Here is a 19,492-nt window from a genome sequence, read left to right as displayed (position 1 = left end):
TGCCGAATCGATGAGTTCCGGCGAAGCCTGAATGTGTTTCTGAACGCCGGAAATGGCGAACATCGCGTGCCCGAGGAAGCCTCCACCGCGGTTTCGGCCTGGCTGGGTCCATGAAGCAGAACACTTCGGGTGACTGTGGCTGGAAATCCAACGGAGGGAACAACAATGTCAGCAGTGCCTGCTGAAACCATTGATCTCACTGCGGCGCAGCGTGGCATGTGGTTCGCTCAGAGGTTGGACCCGGCCAATGCCATTTACAACATCGCCGAATACATTGATATTCGGGGGTCGATCGACCGCACCGCGTTCGCGGAAGCCCTGCACCGGGTTCTGGGCGAGGCGGAGGCCATGCGGACCACGTTCCACGACCGGGACGGCGAGCCGGTGCAGCGCGTGCACCCGGCACCGCCCGCGCACATCCAGTGGGTCGACGTCAGCACCGAGGCGGACCCGGAGGCGGTCGCCCTGGAGTGGATGCTCGCCGATGCGCGCAAGGCGGTGGATCCCGGTCGTGACCCGCTCTACCTGTTCGCGCTCATCGACCTCGGCAGCGACAGGCTCCAGTGGTACTACCGCACCCACCACATCGTCCTCGACGGCTTCAGCGGGGGCCTGGTCGCCACCCGGGTCGCGGAGATCTACCGCGAACTCACCGGCGGCCCGGCCCCCGACGCCCGCCGGGAATTCGCCGGCCTGGCAGAACTCGTCGAGGCGGACGCGGCGTACCGCGCCTCGGAGGCCTTCGAGGCCGACCGTGCGTACTGGCTGGACCTCTTCGCGGACCGCCCCGAGCCGGCCAGCCTCTCGGGGGGCCAGCCCTCGATGCCGTCCTCGTTCCTCCGGCGTACCGGCCACCTCCCCGATTCCGTCACCGACCGCCTCCACGGGCTGGCCCGGGAGACGAACTCGAGCTGGCCGGTGGTCACCGTGGCCGCCATCGCGCTGTACATGGCGAAGATGACCGGCGGCTCGGACATCGTCCTCGGACTGCCGGTCGCCGCACGCCGCGCGGGAGTCGCCAAGCGCACCCCGGGCATGGTCTCCAACGTCCTGCCGCTGCGCATACCCGTGCCGGCCACGAGCACCGTGGCCGAGCTGGTCAAGGCCGCGTCCGACGCGATGCACGGCGCGGTGCGCCATCAGCACTACCGCTACGAGGACATGCGCCGTGAGCTGAAGCTCGTCAGCGACGGCCGCCGGCTCGTCGGCCCGCAGGTCAACTTCCTGATGTTCGAAACGGACTTCTCGATAGCGGGCTGCGAAACGGTGTCGCACAGCCTCACCGTCGGACCCAACGACGACATCACCTTCGTCGTCGACGGCCGTCCCGGGCGCGACGGCCTCGCCATCGACCTGCACGCCAACGGTGACATCTACCAGCCCGGTGACGTGGACCGCCACGGCGCCCGCTTCGAGCACCTCCTGGCCCAGCTCGCCGCATCCTCGCCCGAGCGCCCCCTGGGCGAGATCGAGGTGGCGACCCCCGCCGAACGCCGGATCCTCCTCCAGGAGTGGAACGACACCGGCCGCGACCTCGACACCCTCACGGCCATGTTCGAGGCCCAGGTGAGCCGCACCCCGGAGGCCGAAGCCCTCGTCTTCGAGGAAGAGACGCTGACGTACCGGGAACTGGACGCCCGGGCGAACCGGCTCGCCCACCGGCTCATCGAACTGGGCGTTGGCCCGGAGGACCGGGTAGCCGTGGCGCTGGCCCGCTCGGTCGACCTGGTCGTGAGCCTGCTGGCCACCCTGAAGTCCGGCGCGGCCTACGTCCCCGTGGACCCCGGACACCCCCGCGACCGGATCGAGTACATGCTCGAGGACGCACGGCCGACGGCGGTCCTGACGACGGCCGCCCTCGCGCAGGCGCTGCCCGCCGGCGACCGCCCGCACCTCGTCCTCGACGACCCGCGGACGGTGGCGGAGCTCGCCCGGTGCGCCGGGACGGCCCCCACGGACCAGGACCGCACGACCGCGCTCCGCTCGAACCACCCGGCCTACCTCATCTACACCTCCGGCTCCACCGGCCGCCCGAAGGGCGTGGTGGTCCCGCACGCCGGGATCGTCAACAGGCTCCAGTGGATGCAGGGACAGTACGGCCTCACCGGCGAGGACCGGGTGCTCCAGAAGACCCCTTCGGGCTTCGACGTATCGGTCTGGGAGTTCTTCTGGCCGCTGGTCGAGGGCGCCACTCTGGTGGTGGCACGGCCGGACGGCCACAAGGACCCCGCCTACCTCGCGGAGATCATCCGGGCACAGCGGATCTCCACGCTCCACTTCGTCCCCTCCATGCTGCAGGCCTTCCTGGCACGGGCGCCCTTCACTCAGACCTTCCCCGCGCTGCGCCGGGTCGTCTGCAGCGGCGAGGCGCTGCCCCGCGAGACGCAGCGCCAGTTCTTCGCCGAGTTCCCCGACGTGGAGCTGCACAACCTGTACGGCCCCACCGAGGCCTCGGTCGACGTCACCGCCTGGCAGTGCGTCCCGGGCGTGGAGTACGACAGCGTGCCGATCGGCGCGCCCGTCTGGAACACCCGCACCTATGTCCTCGACGCCGCGCTGCGCCCCGTCCCCGCGGGCGTACCCGGCGAGCTCTACCTTTCCGGCATCCAACTGGCCCGCGGATACCTCAACCGCAGCGCACTGACCGGGGAGCGGTTCGTCGCCGATCCGTTCCACCTCGGCGAGCGGATGTACCGGACCGGCGACCTGGCCCGCTGGCGCGACGACGGAAACCTGACCTTCCTGGGACGCTCCGACGACCAGGTGAAGATCCGCGGGTTCCGCATCGAACTCGGGGAGATCGCTGCAGCCCTGTCCGAACTGGACGAGGTGACGCAGGCCGCGGTGATCGTGCGGGAGGACGGCCCGAGCGGCAAGCAGCTCGTCGGCTACGTGATCCTGCGGCCGGGCGTACGCACGGACTCCGCCGACCTGCGCCGCATGCTGGCCGACCGGCTGCCGGAGTACATGATCCCCGCTGCCGTGGTGGTCATGCCCGACCTGCCGACCACCGCGAACGGCAAGCTGGACCGGCGGGCGCTGCCCGCACCGGACTACGGAGGCCTCGCGACGGGGGCCGCGGCCCGCAATGAGGTCGAGGAGGTCCTGTGCCGGGCCTTCGCCGAAGTACTCGGCCTCGAGACGGTCGGCATCACCGACAACTTCTTCGACCTCGGCGGCGACAGTATCGTCGCCATGCGACTGATCTCCCGGGCGCGCCGCCACGGCCTCGTGCTGACGGCCGAGGACGTCTTCGCCCACAAGACGGTCGAAGCACTCGCCCCGCACACCACGGCCGCCGAACTCGACATCGAGGACGAAGTGGACCCGGTCGGTGACGTCCCGGCGACGCCGATCATGGAATGGCTCCGCGGCCGCGGCGAACTCATCGACCGATTCGGACAGTTCGCGCTGATCCAGACGCCCGTCGGCGTCCGCGCCGATCACCTCGACACCGCGGTACGAGCGCTGGCCGGCCACCACGACGTCCTGCGGGCCCGACTCGAACGCTCCCCGTCCTGGCGGCTCCACATCCCGGACGGATCCCCCGGCGTCCCGCCGGCCGGTGTCGTCGACGTCGTCGACGTGGCCGGACTGAACCAGGAGGCACTGGCCGCCGCCATCGCCACCCACCGCGAGAGCGCGGCCGGCCGGCTACGGCCGGACGACGGCGTGATGCTCCAGACGGTCTGGTTCGACGCCGGAACCACACAGCCCGGCAGGCTGCTGCTGATCCTGCACCACCTCGTGGTCGACGGAGTGTCCTGGCGGGTCCTGCTGGACGATCTCCAGACGGCCTACGCCGCGGCGGCGGCAGGCCTTCCCCCGGAGCTCGGAGTACGGGGCACCTCCTTCCGCAGTTGGGCCTGCCTGCTCGCGAGCGAAGCGCGCTCGTCGGAGCGGGTCGCGGAGCTGGCCGCCTGGAAGGACACGCTCGCCCGCCCCGCCCCACTGAAGCCGGACGGCCCCCGGCTCGACCCGGCCCGGGACACCGTGGCCGGACTCGTCTCGCTGGACACGGCACTGTCGCCCGCGACGACCGAACCGCTCCTGACGACGGTGCCCTCGAGGATCAACGGCGCCGTCACGGACATCCTGCTGACCGCCCTGATGATGGCCGTGCCCCAGTGGCGAGGCGCGGGCGAGCGTGAGGAAGGACGGCTCACCGTGGCCCTCGAAGGCCACGGCCGCGTACCGCTGCGCGCATCGCACGACCTGTCCAGGACCGTCGGCTGGTTCACCTCGCTGTACCCGGTGACCCTCAGCCTCGGCCCGGCGGACGCCCGGGCAGCGGCCCGCGGCGGCGACGGCGCGGACCACGCCCTCAAGCAGATCAAAGAGCAGCTGCGGACCGTACCGGGCGACGGAATCGGCTACGGCCTGCTGCGTCACCACAACCAGGACACGGCCGGCGAGCTGGCCTCGCGGCCCGGGCCCGACGTGGGCTTCAACTACCTCGGACGCTTCGACTCCGCCGCGCAGGACCCGCACAGCTGGGGGCTGGCCCCGGAAGAAGCCCTCGGCGAGATATCAGAGCCCGCCATGCCCGCCGCCTACCAGCTCGACATCAACGTCATCGTGCGGGACGCGGCTGACGGGCGCCGGCTGACCACCCGGTGGACATGGCCGAAGGCCCTGTTCACCGAGGCGGAGATCGGCCGCCTCGCGGACCACTGGCAGCGCTCCCTGGAAGCGCTCGTCGAGAGCTCGCAACAGTCGGACATCGCGGTCCAGACCCCGTCCGACCTCACCCTGAACACCCTCAGCCAGAACGAACTTGACGCGCTCGAAGACGAGTTGGCCCAAGAATGGGAGATCGCACAGTGAAGCAGTCACGGATCGAAGACGTCCTTCCGCTCTCGCCCCTGCAGGCCGGCCTGCTCTTCCACGCGCAGTACGACGAGAGTGACGCCCCCGATGTCTACACGGTGCAGTTCGCCCTCTCCCTGAGCGGTCGGCTCGACGTCCCGTCGCTCCGCGAGGCCGCGGCCAAGCTGCTCGAGCGCCACCCCAGCCTGAGGGCGAGCTTCCGGGCCCGCCGCGACGGCGACTCCGTCCAGGTGGTGCACCGCACCGTCCCGTTGCAGTTCTCCGAGCACGACCTGCGCACCCTGGACTCGGAGGACCGACCGCGGGAGCAGGCGAAGCTGGTCGCCGAGGACCGCGCCCGCCGCTTCGACCCGGCCGCGCCCCCGCTCCTGCGGTTCACGCTGATCCGGCTGGACGAGGACAGCCACGTCCTGCTGCTCACGAACCACCACATCCTGCTGGACGGGTGGTCGATGCCGCTGCTCATCGAGGACCTGTTCAGTCTGTACGCCGCCCCGGACGGCCGACAGCTCCCGGCCGTCGTCCCGCACCGGAACTACCTGTCCTGGCTGATGCGCGAGGACGCGGCAGCGCACCAGGCGGCCTGGAGCGAACTGCTCGAGGGCGTGGAAGAGGCGACCCTGCTCGCACCGGACGTCCCCGCCGACGCGGAGAAGACGCCGCTGAACCACGTCGTGGAGCTCTCGGCCGAACTCACCGAGGAACTCTCCGCGTTCGCCCGCTCGCACGGTCTCACCGCCAACACGGTGGTCCAGGGCGCCTGGTCGATCCTGCTGTCCCGGCACACCGGCCGCGACGACGTCCTCTTCGGCACCACCCTCGCCGGCAGGCCCGCCGAGGTTCCCGGCGCCGAGTCCATGGTCGGCCTGTTCATCAACACCGTCCCGGTACGGGCCCGCGTATCGCCCGAAGAGCCGGTACTGCCGATGCTGGAGCGCCTCCAGCAGCAGAGCCTGCGGATGTCCCGGCACCAGTACGTCGGCCTGGCCGACATCCAGCGGAGCGCCGGCATCGGCGAGCTGTTCGACTCCCTGGTCGTCTTCGAGAACTTCCCGCACGACCTCCAGTCCGCCATCCCCGGCACCGATCTGCACCTCGACGACGTGGTTCCGCACGACGCCACGCACTACCCCCTGGCACTGGTGATGGCTCCGGGGCCGCAGCTCTCCCTCCGCTTCAACTACCAGTCCGGAGCACTGGACCGTGCCGAGGTGGAGACGATCGCGGAGCGGCTGGTGCGGGTCATCACCTCGGTGATCCGCGACGCCGCCCAGCCGACCTCGGCGATCGATGTGCTGGGGGAGGTGGAGCGTCGGCGGGTTCTGGTGGAGTGGAACGAGACGGGTTCGGTGGTGGAGCCGTCGACGTTGCCGGCGTTGTTCGAGCGGCAGGTGGGTGCGTCGCCGGATGCGGTGGCGGTGGTTGCCGGTGGCGTGGAGCTGTCGTACGGGGAGCTGAATGCGCGGGCGAATCGTCTGGCGCGGTTCCTGGTGGGTCGGGGTGTGGGTCCGGAGTCGTTCGTGGCGGTGGTGATGCCGCGGTCGGTGGACCTGGTGGTGGCGTTGCTGGCGGTGGTGAAGGCCGGTGGCGCGTATGTGCCGGTGGATCCGAACTACCCGGCCGAGCGCATGGCGTTCATGATCGCCGATGCTGCGCCTGCAGTGGTTCTGACGCTGGCCGGTGCGGATGTGGGCGATGTCGGCGGGGCCGGAGTGGTCGTGGTGGATGATCCTGCGGTTGCCGAGGTGATCGGTTCGCACTCCGGTGCGGACGTGGTGGACGGTGAGCGGCGTGAGCCGCTGCGGGTGGAGCACCCGGCGTACGTCATCTACACCTCCGGTTCGACCGGCCGCCCCAAGGGCGTCGTCGTCTCGCACCACGGCATCGCCCACCTCACCAGGGCCGAGATCGACCGGTTCGACGTGGACACCACGAGCCGGATCCTCCAGTTCTCCTCGCCGAGCTTCGACGCCTCGGTCCTCGAGGTCTGCATGAGCCTGCTCGCGGGCGCGGCCCTCGTCGTCCCCACCTCCGGCGTGCTGGCGGGCGAAGAGCTCGGCGACCTTCTGGCCGAGGCCAGGATCACCCATGCCCTGATCTCGCCCGTGGCGCTGGCCAGTGTTCCCTCCGCCGAACTGCCCGACTTCCGCACGGTCATCGTCGGAGGCGAAGCCTCCGGCGCGGATCTGGTGGCGCGCTGGTCGGTGGGCCGTCGGATGGTCAACGCCTACGGTCCGACGGAGTCGACGGTCGTCGTATCGATAAGTGACCCCCTGGTCGGTGGGGGTGTGGTGCCGATCGGGCGTCCTGTGGTCGGGACGCAGGTGTTCGTGCTGGATGGTGCTCTGGCACCGGTGGCTCCGGGCGTGGTGGGTGAGCTGTATGTGGCTGGTGCCGGTCTGGCCCGCGGGTACTGGGGTCGGGCCGGTCTGACCGCGGAGCGGTTCGTGGCGTGCCCGTTCGGTGGTCCGGGGGAGCGGATGTACCGCACCGGGGACCTGGTGCGCTGGCTGCCCGACGGGAACCTGGTGTTCGTGGGCCGTGCCGATGACCAGGTGAAGGTGCGCGGCTTCCGCATCGAGTTGGGTGAGGTGGAGTCCGTCCTGGCGGCCTGCCCTGGCGTGGGTCAGGTTGTGGTGGTGGTGCGTGAGGACCGGCCGGGTGATCGGCGGCTGGTGGGATATGTGGTGGGGTCGGGTGTCGATGCGGGGGAGGTGCGTGCTCTCGCGGGCCGGTCGCTGCCGGGCTATATGGTGCCGGCGGCTGTTGTGGTGCTGGATTCGCTGCCTCTGACGCCGAACGGGAAGCTCGACCGCCGGGCCCTGCCGGTTCCGGACTTCGCCGGTGCGGAGGGCGGGCGCACCGCGCGGACCCCGCAGGAGGAGATCCTCAGTGGTCTCTTCGCGGAAGTCCTCGGTCTGCCCACTGTGGGTGTTGACGACAACTTCTTCGAGCTGGGCGGCCACTCGCTGCTGGCGACGCGCCTGGTCTCCAGGGTGCGTTCCTCCTTCGGTGCCGAGGTTCCGATCCGGGCGCTGTTCGAGGCGCCGACGGTGGCTGAGCTGGCGCTGCGTGTGTCGGGCTCTCCCGGTGCGCGGCTGGCCCTGGAGGCGGTGGAGCGTCCCGAGACCGTTCCGCTGTCGTTCGCGCAGCGCCGTCTGTGGTTCCTGAACCGGATGGAGCCGGAGTCCGCGGCCTACAACATCCCCGGTGCGCTGCGGCTTTCGGGCGCGGTGGATCCGGGGGTGGTCCGTGCTGCGCTGAACGATGTGGTGGGTCGGCACGAGAGCCTGCGGACGGTGTTCGCGGAGGCGGCCGACGGTGAGCCGTGCCAGGTCGTGGCCGACGTGGACATCGACGTTCCGGTCGTCCGGGTCAACGAGGGTTCGCTCGCGAAGGCGCTGTCTGCCGAGTCGGGTCGTGGCTTCGACCTGTCGGTGGACGCTCCGCTGCGGGCAGTGCTGTTCGACCTGCCGGGTGATGAGTTCGTGCTGCTGTTCGTGCTGCACCACATCGCTGCCGACGGCTGGTCCGTCGCCCCGCTGGCCGACGACTTCTCGGTGGCGTACGCGGCCCGGGCCGAGGGGCTGGCACCGGGTTGGGAGCCGCTGCCGGTGCAGTACGCGGACTACACCCTGTGGCAGCGTGAGGTTCTGGGCTCGGAAGAGGACCCGGACAGTGCCATCGCGGGTCAGCTGGCGTACTGGCGCGAGCGGCTGTCCGGTGCTCCGCAGGAGCTGGCGCTTCCGGCGGACCGGTCCCGGCCCGCAGTGTCCTCGTACCGCGGTGACGCGGTCACCTTCAGCATCGACACGGAGCTCTACAAGGGTGTGGCGGATCTTGCGCGCGGCTCGCAGGCCAGTGTGTTCATGGTCGTGCAGAGTGCTCTCGCGATGCTTCTGAGCCGGCTGGGTGCCGGTGAGGACATCGTCTTGGGTACCGCGGTTGCCGGTCGTACGGATGAGGCGCTGGACCGGCTGATCGGGTTCTTCATCAACACGCTCGTGCTGCGCACGGACGTGTCGGGTGACCCGAAGGTCTCGGAGCTGATCGCCCGGGTGCGGGAGGGCGACCTGGCGGCCTATGCCAACCAGGACGTGCCCTTCGAGCGGCTGGTGGAGGTCGTCAACCCCGACCGATCCCTCTCCCGCCATCCCCTCTTCCAGACGATGCTGGTCTTCCAGAACGTCCCCGAAGCCTCCATCGACCTGCCCGGCGTACGCAGCGTCATGGAAGCCGTCGAGTCCTCCTCGACCAAGTACGACCTGGCGTGGACCTTCTCCGAGACGCACGGCGGCGATGGCCCCGTCGCCCTGAACGGACATCTGCAGTTCAGCCTGGACCTGTTCGCCCGTTCGACGGTCGAGGCGTTGGGTCAGCGGCTGCTGCGGGTGCTTCAGGCGATGGTCGCCGATCCGACGGCACGTATGAGCAGCATCGATGTGCTGGGGGAGGTGGAGCGTCGGCGGGTTCTGGTGGAGTGGAACGAGACGGGTTCGGTGGTGGAGCCGTCGACGTTGCCGGCGTTGTTCGAGCGGCAGGTGGGTGCGTCGCCGGATGCGGTGGCGGTGGTTGCCGGTGGCGTGGAGCTGTCGTACGGGGAGCTGAATGCGCGGGCGAATCGTCTGGCGCGGTTCCTGGTGGGTCGGGGTGTGGGTCCGGAGTCGTTCGTGGCGGTGGTGATGCCGCGGTCGGTGGACCTGGTGGTGGCGTTGCTGGCGGTGGTGAAGGCCGGTGGCGCGTATGTGCCGGTGGATCCGAACTACCCGGCCGAGCGCATGGCGTTCATGATCGCCGATGCTGCGCCTGCGGTGGTTCTGACGCTGGCCGGTGCGGATGTGGGCGATGTCGGCGGGGCCGGAGTGGTCGTGGTGGATGATCCTGCGGTTGCCGAGGTGATCGGTTCGCACTCCGGTGCGGACGTGGTGGACGGTGAGCGGCGTGAGCCGCTGCGGGTGGAGCACCCGGCGTACGTCATCTACACCTCCGGTTCGACCGGCCGCCCCAAGGGCGTCGTCGTCGAGAACCGGAGCGTGGTGGACTACCTCTCCTATACCCGGCAGGCGTACCCCGCCGCCGAAGGCGTCGCACTGGTCCACTCCCCGGTCGCGTTCGACCTGACCGTGACCGCTCTCTACACCCCTCTGGTGTCCGGCGGCCGGATCGTCCTGGCAAGCGTGGAAGACGAGGACGAGCAGACGGCGGCCCTCCTCAGCGAGACGCCCACCACCTTCCTCAAGGCAACGCCCAGCCACCTGCCGTTGCTCGAGAGCCAGCCCGCGGGCTACTCGCCGACCGGCCACCTGCTGCTCGGAGGCGAGGCCCTGCGCAGCGAGACGCTGCGCGAATGGCGTGAGCAACACCCCGACGCGGTGGTCAGCAACGTGTACGGCCCGACGGAAGCCACGGTCAACTGCACGGAGTTCCGCATCGAACCCGGGCAGGTACTCCCGGACGGCATGGTGCCGATCGGCCGTCCGCAGGCCAATGCACGGGTGTTCGTGCTGGATGGTGCTCTGGCACCGGTGGCTCCGGGCGTGGTGGGCGAGCTGTATGTGGCTGGTGCCGGTCTGGCCCGCGGGTACTGGGGTCGGGCCGGTCTGACCGCGGAGCGGTTCGTGGCGTGCCCGTTCGGTGGTCCGGGGGAGCGGATGTACCGCACCGGGGACCTGGTGCGCTGGCTGCCCGACGGGAACCTGCTGTTCGTCGGCCGTGCCGATGACCAGGTCAAGATCCGTGGCTTCCGAGTCGAATTGGGTGAAGTCGAGTCGGCCCTGGCGGCCTGCCCCGGCGTGGGTCAGGTTGTGGTGGTGGTGCGTGAGGACCGGCCGGGTGATCAGCGGCTGGTCGGCTACGTGGTGGGGTCGGGTGTCGATGCGGAAGAGGTGCGTGCTCTCGCGGGCCGGTCGCTCCCTGCCTATATGGTGCCGGCGGCTGTTGTGGTGCTGGATTCGCTGCCTCTGACGCCGAACGGGAAGCTCGACCGCCGGGCCCTGCCGGTTCCGGACTTCGCCGGTGCGGAGGGCGGGCGCACCGCGCGGACCCCGCAGGAGGAGATCCTCAGTGGTCTCTTCGCGGAAGTCCTCGGTCTGCCCACTGTGGGTGTTGACGACAACTTCTTCGAGCTGGGCGGCCACTCGCTGCTGGCGACGCGCCTGGTCTCCAGGGTGCGTTCCTCCTTCGGTGCCGAGGTTCCGATCCGGGCGCTGTTCGAGGCGCCGACGGTGGCTGAGCTGGCGCTGCGTGTTTCCGGTTCCCCGGGTGCACGTCTGGCTTTGAGGGCGGTGGAGCGGCCCGAGACCGTTCCGCTGTCGTTCGCGCAGCGCCGACTGTGGTTCCTGAACCGCATGGAACCGGAATCGGCGGCCTACAACATTCCGGGTGCACTGCGTCTGACCGGTGCAGTGGATCCTGAGGTCGTGCGTACCGCACTGGATGACGTATTGGCCCGCCACGAGAGTCTGCGGACGGTGTTTGCGGAAGCCGGTGACGGCGAGCCGTACCAGGTCCTGGTGGACGTCCGGATGGCCGTGCCCGTCGTTCAGGTCGATGAGGTGGGTCTGTTGGGGGCGTTGTCGGCTGAGGCGGGTCGGGGCTTTGACCTGTCGGTGGATGCTCCGCTGCGTGCGGTGCTGTTCGACCTGCCGGGTGATGAGTTCGTGCTGCTGTTCGTGCTGCACCACATCGCGGGTGACGGCTGGTCGGTGGCTCCGCTGGCCGGTGACTTCTCGGTGGCGTACGCGGCGCGGGCCGAGGGCCGGGCTCCGCAGTGGGAACCCCTGGCCGTGCAGTACGCGGACTACACGCTGTGGCAGCGCGAGGTCCTGGGCTCGGAAGAGGACCCGGACAGCGCCATCGCCGGTCAGCTCGCCTACTGGCGCGAGCAGCTGTCGGATGCCCCGCAGGAGCTGATGCTGCCGGTGGACCGTTCCCGCCCGACGGTGTCCTCCTACCGTGGTGACGCGGTCACCTTCAGCATCGACACGGAGCTCTACAAGGGTGTGGCGGATCTTGCGCGCGGCTCGCAGGCCAGTGTGTTCATGGTCGTGCAGAGTGCTCTAGCGATGCTTCTGAGCCGGCTGGGTGCCGGTGAGGACATCGTCTTGGGTACCGCGGTTGCCGGTCGTACGGATGAGGCGCTGGACCGGCTGATCGGGTTCTTCATCAACACGCTCGTGCTGCGCACGGACGTGTCGGGTGACCCGAAGGTCTCGGAGCTGATCGCCCGGGTGCGGGAGGGCGACCTGGCGGCCTATGCCAACCAGGACGTGCCCTTCGAGCGGCTGGTGGAGGTCGTCAACCCCGACCGATCCCTCTCCCGCCATCCCCTCTTCCAGACGATGCTGGTCTTCCAGAACGTCCCCGAAGCCTCCATCGACCTGCCCGGCATCGAGGCCACCAACTTCGAGGTACCGGCGGACTCGTCGAAGTTCGACCTGTCCTTCGTCTTCGACGAGCGCGACCGTGAGACCGGCAGCACGCTGCACGGCACGGTGGAGTTCAGCCTGGACCTGTTCGACCGTTCGACGGTCGAGGCGTTGGGTCAGCGGCTGCTGCGGGTGCTTCAGGCGATGGTCGCCGATCCGACGGCACGTATGAGCAGCATCGATGTGCTGGGGGAGGTGGAGCGTCGGCGGGTTCTGGTGGAGTGGAACGAGACGGGTTCGGTGGTGGAGCCGTCGACGTTGCCGGCGTTGTTCGAGCGGCAGGTGGGTGCGTCGCCGGATGCGGTGGCGGTGGTTGCCGGTGGCGTGGAGCTGTCGTACGGGGAGCTGAATGCGCGGGCGAATCGTCTGGCGCGGTTCCTGGTGGGTCGGGGTGTGGGTCCGGAGTCGTTCGTGGCGGTGGTGATGCCGCGGTCGGTGGACCTGGTGGTGGCGTTGCTGGCGGTGGTGAAGGCCGGTGGCGCGTATGTGCCGGTGGATCCGAACTACCCGGCCGAGCGCATGGCGTTCATGATCGCCGATGCTGCGCCTGCGGTGGTTCTGACGCTGGCCGGTGCGGATGTGGGCGATGTCGGCGGGGCGGGTGTCGTGGTCGTGGACGACCCCGCGGTTGCCGGACTCGTTGCCGGGCACTCGGACGCGGATGTGGTCGACGCCGAGCGGCGTGAGCCGCTGCGGGTGGAGCACCCGGCGTACGTCATCTACACCTCCGGTTCGACCGGCCGCCCCAAGGGCGTCGTCGTCTCGCACCACGGCATCGCCCACATGACCAGTGGACAGGCCGCGGGGTACGGCGTCGACAGTGACAGCCGGCTCCTGCAGATGGCCTCGCCGAGTTTCGACGCCGCAGTCGCGGAAATCGGAATCGCGCTCACCAGCGGTGCGGCCATCGTCCTGGCCTCGGCCGAGGAACTCATGCCCGGCCCCAGCCTGGTCCGCGTGATCGCGGACCAGGGCGTCACCCACGCGATCCTCACCCCGGCAGCCCTCGCCGTCCTGTCCCCCGACACGATATCGACCTCCACCACCCTCATCGTCGCAGGTGAGGCCACGGGTACCGACCTGGTGGAGCGGTGGTCGGCGGGTCGGCGGATGGTGAATGCCTATGGGCCGACGGAGTCGACGGTGTGTGTGTCGATGAGTGATCCGCTGGTCGGTGGGGGTGTGGTGCCGATCGGTCGTCCTGTGGTCGGGACGCGGGTGTTCGTGCTGGACGGTGGTTTGGGGCCGGTGGCTCCGGGTGTCGTCGGTGAGCTGTACGTCGCAGGTGCCGGTCTGGCTCGCGGGTACTGGGGCCGCTCCGGTCTGACGGCGGAGCGTTTCGTCGCCTGTCCGTTCGGTGGTGCGGGCGAGCGCATGTATCGCACCGGGGACCTTGTGCGATGGCTGCCCGACGGAAACCTGCTCTTCGTGGGCCGGGTCGATGACCAGGTGAAGGTACGTGGCTTCCGTATCGAGCTGGGTGAGGTGGAATCCACCCTGGCGGCCTGCCCCGGAGTGGATCAGGTTGTGGTGATGGTCCGTGAGGACCGTCCGGGGGATCGGCGGCTGGTGGGTTATGTGGTGGGGTCGGGTGTCGATGCGGGGGAGGTCCGCGCTTTCGCAGGCCGGTCGTTGCCGGGTTACATGGTGCCGGCGGCTGTTGTGGTGCTGGATTCGCTGCCTCTGACGCCGAACGGGAAGCTCGACCGCCGGGCCCTGCCGGTTCCGGACTTCGCCGGTGCGGAGGGCGGGCGCACCGCGCGGACCCCGCAGGAGGAGATCCTCAGTGGTCTCTTCGCGGAAGTCCTCGGTCTGCCCACTGTGGGTGTTGACGACAACTTCTTCGAGCTGGGCGGCCACTCGCTGCTGGCGACGCGCCTGGTCTCCAGGGTGCGTTCCTCCTTCGGTGCCGAGGTTCCGATCCGGGCGCTGTTCGAGGCGCCGACGGTGGCTGAGCTGGCGCTGCGTGTGTCGGGCTCTCCCGGTGCACGTCTGACTTTGAGGGCGGTGGAGCGGCCCGAGACCGTTCCGCTGTCGTTCGCGCAGCGCCGTCTGTGGTTCCTGAACCGCATGGAGCCGGAGTCCGCGGCCTACAACATCCCCGGTGCGCTGCGGCTTTCGGGCGCGGTGGATCCGGGGGTGGTCCGTGCTGCGCTGAACGATGTGGCGGGCCGGCATGAAAGCCTGCGGACGGTGTTCGCGGACGCCGGTGACGGCGAGCCGTGCCAGGTCGTCGTCGACGTCGATATCGATGTCCCCGTCGTCCAGGTCGACGGGACCTCCCTCCTGGGGGCGTTGTCGGCTGAGGCGGGTCGGGGCTTTGACCTGTCGGTGGATGCTCCGCTGCGTGCGGTGCTGTTCGACCTGCCGGGTGATGAGTTCGTGCTGCTGTTCGTGCTGCACCACATCGCGGGTGACGGCTGGTCGGTGGCTCCGCTGGCCGGTGACTTCTCGGTGGCGTACGCGGCGCGGGCCGAGGGCCGGGCTCCGCAGTGGGAACCCCTGGCCGTGCAGTACGCGGACTACACGCTGTGGCAGCGCGAGGTCCTGGGCTCGGAAGAGGACCCGGACAGCGCCATCGCCGGTCAGCTCGCCTACTGGCGCGAGCAGCTGTCGGATGCCCCGCAGGAGCTGATGCTGCCGGTGGACCGTTCCCGCCCGACGGTGTCCTCCTACCGTGGTGACGCCGTCACCTTCAGCATCGACGCCGATCTCTACAAGGGCCTGGGGGATCTTGCGCGCGGCTCGCAGGCCAGTGTGTTCATGGTCGTGCAGAGTGCTCTCGCGATGCTTCTGAGCCGGCTCGGCGCCGGCGACGACATCGTTCTGGGCACCTCCGTCGCGGGCCGCACCGATGAGGCGCTCGATCCGCTGATCGGGTTCTTCATCAACACGCTCGTCCTGCGCACCGACCTGTCGGGTGCCCCGAAGGTCTCGGAGCTGATCGCCCGGGTGCGGGAGGGTGACCTGGCGGCCTATGCCAACCAGGACGTGCCCTTCGAGCGGTTGGTCGAGGTCGTCAACCCCGACCGATCCCTCTCCCGCCACCCCCTCTTCCAGGTCACCATGGAGTTCCAGAACGTCTCCGAGGCGACCATCGACCTGCCCGGCATCGAAGCCCGTCCCTTCCAGGTGCCGGTGGACGCCGCGAAGTTCGACCTGTCCTTCGTCTTCGACGAGCACGCCGGCGAGGACGAGGCCGGTGCCACACTGGCCGGCACCGTGGGCTTCAGCCTGGACCTGTTCGACCGGTCCACGGCGGAAGAGCTGGCCCAGCGGCTGCTGCGGGTGCTCGAAGCGATGGTGGCCGACCCGTCGGTCCCCGTGAGCAGCATCGACGTTCCGGAGATCGAAGGACGGCCCGCGCGGCTGGCTTCGACGGACCTCGACGCCCCGGTCACGCCGAGCGTCGCCGCCTCCGCGGGGAGCAGGCCGAGCCGCAACGCACGGGAAGAGCTGCTGTGCGCTCTGTTCGCGGAGGCGCTGGGCATACCGAGCGTGGGGGTGAACGACAACTTCTTCGACCTCGGCGGCCATTCCCTGATGATCGTCAAGATGCTGGCGACGGTGCGGTCCGTGTTCGGTGTGCGCCTGCCGATCCGAACGCTGTTCGAGGCCCCCACTGTGGCCGAATTGGCCCTGCAGCTCGACGGCGACGCCGAGGACGGTGTCTTCGACGTCCTCCTGCCGCTGCGCAAGGCGGGATCCCGGGCACCGCTGTTCTGCGTGCACCCGGTCAGCGGCCTCGGCTGGTCCTATGCCGGGCTGCTGCGCGAGGTGGCGGCCGAGCACCCGATCCACGTGCTCCAGGCCCGTGGGATGGGTTCCGACGAGCAGCTGCCGCAGACGCTGGAGGAGATGGCAGCCGAGTACGTGGCCCACGTGCGCGCGGTCCAGCCGTCGGGCCCCTATCACCTGCTCGGCTGGTCGTTCGGCGGCGTGGTCGCGCACGCCATGGCCGTGCAGCTGCAGAGGGCGGGCGAGGAGGTGGAGCTGCTGGCCATGCTCGACTCCTATCCCGCGAAGCACGGCGAGACACCGCCGGCTCCTTCGGACGAGCAACTGCTCGACGCGCTGCTGAAGTACGCCGGAGCCGAGCCCGACCCGGCCGACGGCCCGTTGACGCCGAGCGCTGCGATGGAGCTGCTGGGCGAGCAGGGAGGCCTGTTCGGCAACTTCGACGCCGACACCCTGGCGCGGGTGGGCCGGGTGACCCGGAACAACATGGTGATCGAAAGCGGTTACACGCCCGGGGCCTTCGACGGGGAGGTGTTGTTCTTCAGGGCGGTCAAGGGACGTCCTGATTCCGCTCCGGACGTGGAACTGTGGGCGTCCGGCCTCACCGAGAAGATGGACGTCCGGGAGCTGGACTGCACCCACGACGAGATGATGCTGCCCGAGTCCCTCAAGCTGATCGGGGAGGCACTCGGCGAAAGGATGGCGGGCCCTTCCACCGAGGGGTGACCGGTACGCGAGTCCGTTGATCTACGGGGCCCGCAGGGAGGTGGCACGTCGGCCGGGGCCGGCCGTACGCCGCGTCCCCGCGGGCCCTTCGCGTACCGGGCGGGCCCATGCGCGAGCCGGTGATTGTTGGCAGGAAGGTGGCGTGCCCGGGCACAGGAGGGTGCCCCCCTCCTGCCGAACCCCGGGTCCTGCCCACCCCTGCACGGGCCCGGCCCTGCATGTAGCTGACACGTCCGTCGGAACGCGCCCCCACCCGGCCTAGGGTGGCCCGCGACATACCGAGGGAGTCTCTTCATGACCGTACTGGCCGCCGTCGGAATCGATGGTCCCGCTCTGACGGTCGTCATTGTGCTGACGACCGCAGTCACCCTCGGGGGCCTCTTCCTCGGTGTCCGGTCGGCATCCAGAAAGCTGCTGGGGATCGCGATCGGTCCGCTGCGTGCCCTCTTCGCGGGCATGGTGGCGCTGGGAACGCTGTCCGTCTTCGGTCAGATGGTGCCGGAGGAGGGGAGCCGCGGGGTGCTCACCGCGGTCCAGATCGCGCTGTCCCTCTTCGCCGCGATGATCACGATCGTGCTCGCCGACGTCTTCCTTCCGCACGGCAGCTGGGCGCTTCCCCTGCAGTTGCTGCGCGGGGCGGGCGCACGATTCAGACGTGCCCGCCGCTACTCGCAGATCAGCCGGATCCTCATGCGCAACGGTCTGGGCCGGCTGCTGCGCAGCCGCACCCGCCTCGAGCGCGCGATGAGCCCAGGAGAGTTCGGCGAGCAGTCCGCCAGGTCGCTGCGGGCCGCGCTCGAGGAGTGCGGTGGGGTGCTCGTCAAGCTCGGCCAGGTCCTCTCCACGCGCCGCGACCTTCTGCCGCCCCATTTCGTCGACGAACTCAGCCGTCTGCAGAGCAGCGTGCCCCCGGCGCCATGGCCCGAGGTGGAGGCATTGCTCCGTCAGGAACTGGGCAAGCCGGTGGAGGAGGTCTTCGAGTGGTTCGAACACATACCGCTCGCCGCCGCATCCATAGCCCAGGTACACCGCGCGCGCCTGCACGGCGGTCCGACCGTCGTCGTCAAGGTGCAGCGCCCCGGCGTACGGGAGATGGTGGAGCGCGACCTCGACATCGTGCTCGCCATCACCCGCGGGCTCGAGGCCCGGGCCCGGTCCGCGCAGTCCCTGGGGCTGCGCGAGCTGGGCGACGGTTTCGCCCAATCCCTCCGCGAGGAACTCGACTTCCGCATCGAGGCCCGCAACTCGGGCGCGGTCGCCATGGCCTGCGGCGGGTTCGAGGCCGATGCGACGGTGCGCATCCCGCAGGTGCACCGCGCGTACACGTCGGCCCGGGTCCTGGTACAGGAGTGGCTGGAAGGGGTCACGCTCGACCGGGCCCCGGCCGTCGCCCAGAAGAAGAACCTGGACCGGGAAGCACTGGCCAAGAACATTCTGTCGACCATGCTCCATCAGATCCTGCGGTCAGGGGTCTTCCACGCCGACCCCCACCCGGGGAACATGCTGCTGCTCGAAGACGGCCGGATCGGCCTGATCGACTTCGGCTCGGTCGGCCGGATCGGGCCCCCCGTGCGCACCGCCATACAGGAACTGCTGGTGTCCATCGAACGCGGAGACCCGGCCAGGCTGCACGACGCGCTGCTCGCCCTGCTGGGCACCCGGGCCACGACCATCGAGGAGCTGATGCCCGATCCGCTGGTGCTGGAGCGGGAGCTCGGGCGGTTCATGGCCCAGCATCTGGGGGCGGGCGCGCAGCCGGACTCCGAGACCTTCACCGCCCTCTTCCGGATGCTGTCCCGGTTCGGGCTCGCGGTGCCGCCGGAGATCGCCGCGGTCTTCCGGGCCCTGGCCACTGTGGAGGGGACCCTCGCCCAGCTCGCTCCCGGGTTCAACCTGCTGGAGGAGGCACGTGCCTTCGCCGTCGAGATGGTCACCGAGGAACTGAGGTTCCGCAGGCCAAAACGGCCGGACGAGGACGGTGCGGGCGACGGATTCGAGCTGCCCGGCTTCCCGTCCTTCGTGCACAGTGCGGCGCACGAGTTCCTCTCCGTACTGCCGATGCTGCGCCGGCTGCCCCGGCGGGTCGAACGCATCAGCTCCGCCCTGGAGGAGGGGCGCCTGGGAGTACGGGTGCGCGTCCTCGCGGACGAGCGGGAGCGGCGCTTCGTCACTGGGCTCCTCCACCAGCTGACCGTCACCCTGCTGGCGGCCTGTACCGGCCTGATGGGGGTGATGCTCGTGGTGTTCGGCACCCGACGCGGACCGCACGTCACCGAACAGCTGGAGCTCTACCCGCTGATGGGCTACCACCTGCTGGCGGTGAGCGCCATCCTCATGCTGCGGGCGCTCTACACGGCGATGCGCCGCAGTCCGTAGCGAGAATTTCCTTATGCCCGCAAGAGGTCACCTGCGGGCACCGCTTCCGGGATACGGGGGCGGCGCGGGCCGCTGGTGGCAGTCGGCTGCCACCAGGCCTTCCGGAAACCCGTGTTCAGGCCGTGCGGCGGCCCGCCCGAGGGCCCGGCGGCCCGTGGTGCCGGGCCGTGCAACACGTCATTCCGTTTTTCATATTCAATTCCTCGAATTGCGGACCGGGTTACGCCCTGGGATCCCTTGTCGAATCCACTCCCCGGTGCTTAAAGTCGGTCCCGGATTGGGAGACGGCGAATGGAGAAGGAATTCGCCGTCAATATCGGGCAGCCGGGCCCGAAGAACTCGCCGGTCGACGGAGGCTGATATCCGTCGGCACCACGGACGGCGTCTTCTTCGGG

3 protein-coding genes are annotated in these 19,492 nt (G+C 69.7%); all 3 read left to right on the top strand.

Annotated elements, in window-relative coordinates; all coding sequences use genetic code 11:
- The first annotated feature begins 165 nt into the window (after window positions 1-165).
- Window positions 166-4,827, top strand: coding sequence for an amino acid adenylation domain-containing protein (locus RIU97_RS10430; RefSeq protein ID WP_404955488.1), 4,662 nt, complete (start codon window positions 166-168; stop codon window positions 4,825-4,827).
- Window positions 4,809-16,721, top strand: coding sequence for an amino acid adenylation domain-containing protein (locus RIU97_RS10425; RefSeq protein WP_404955486.1), 11,913 nt, complete (start codon window positions 4,809-4,811; stop codon window positions 16,719-16,721). The genes RIU97_RS10430 and RIU97_RS10425 overlap by 19 nt, the downstream gene beginning before the upstream one ends.
- Window positions 16,722-17,015: 294 nt before the next feature.
- Complete coding sequence (locus RIU97_RS10420; RefSeq protein WP_404955485.1) at window positions 17,016-19,097, top strand: ABC1 kinase family protein; 2,082 nt, start codon at window positions 17,016-17,018, stop codon at window positions 19,095-19,097.
- Window positions 19,098-19,492: the final 395 nt, after the last annotated feature.

Source organism: Streptomyces sp. 147326, assembly GCF_045000215.1.
Classification (GTDB): domain Bacteria; phylum Actinomycetota; class Actinomycetes; order Streptomycetales; family Streptomycetaceae; genus Streptomyces.
This window is presented reverse-complemented; position numbering and strand designations above follow the sequence as displayed.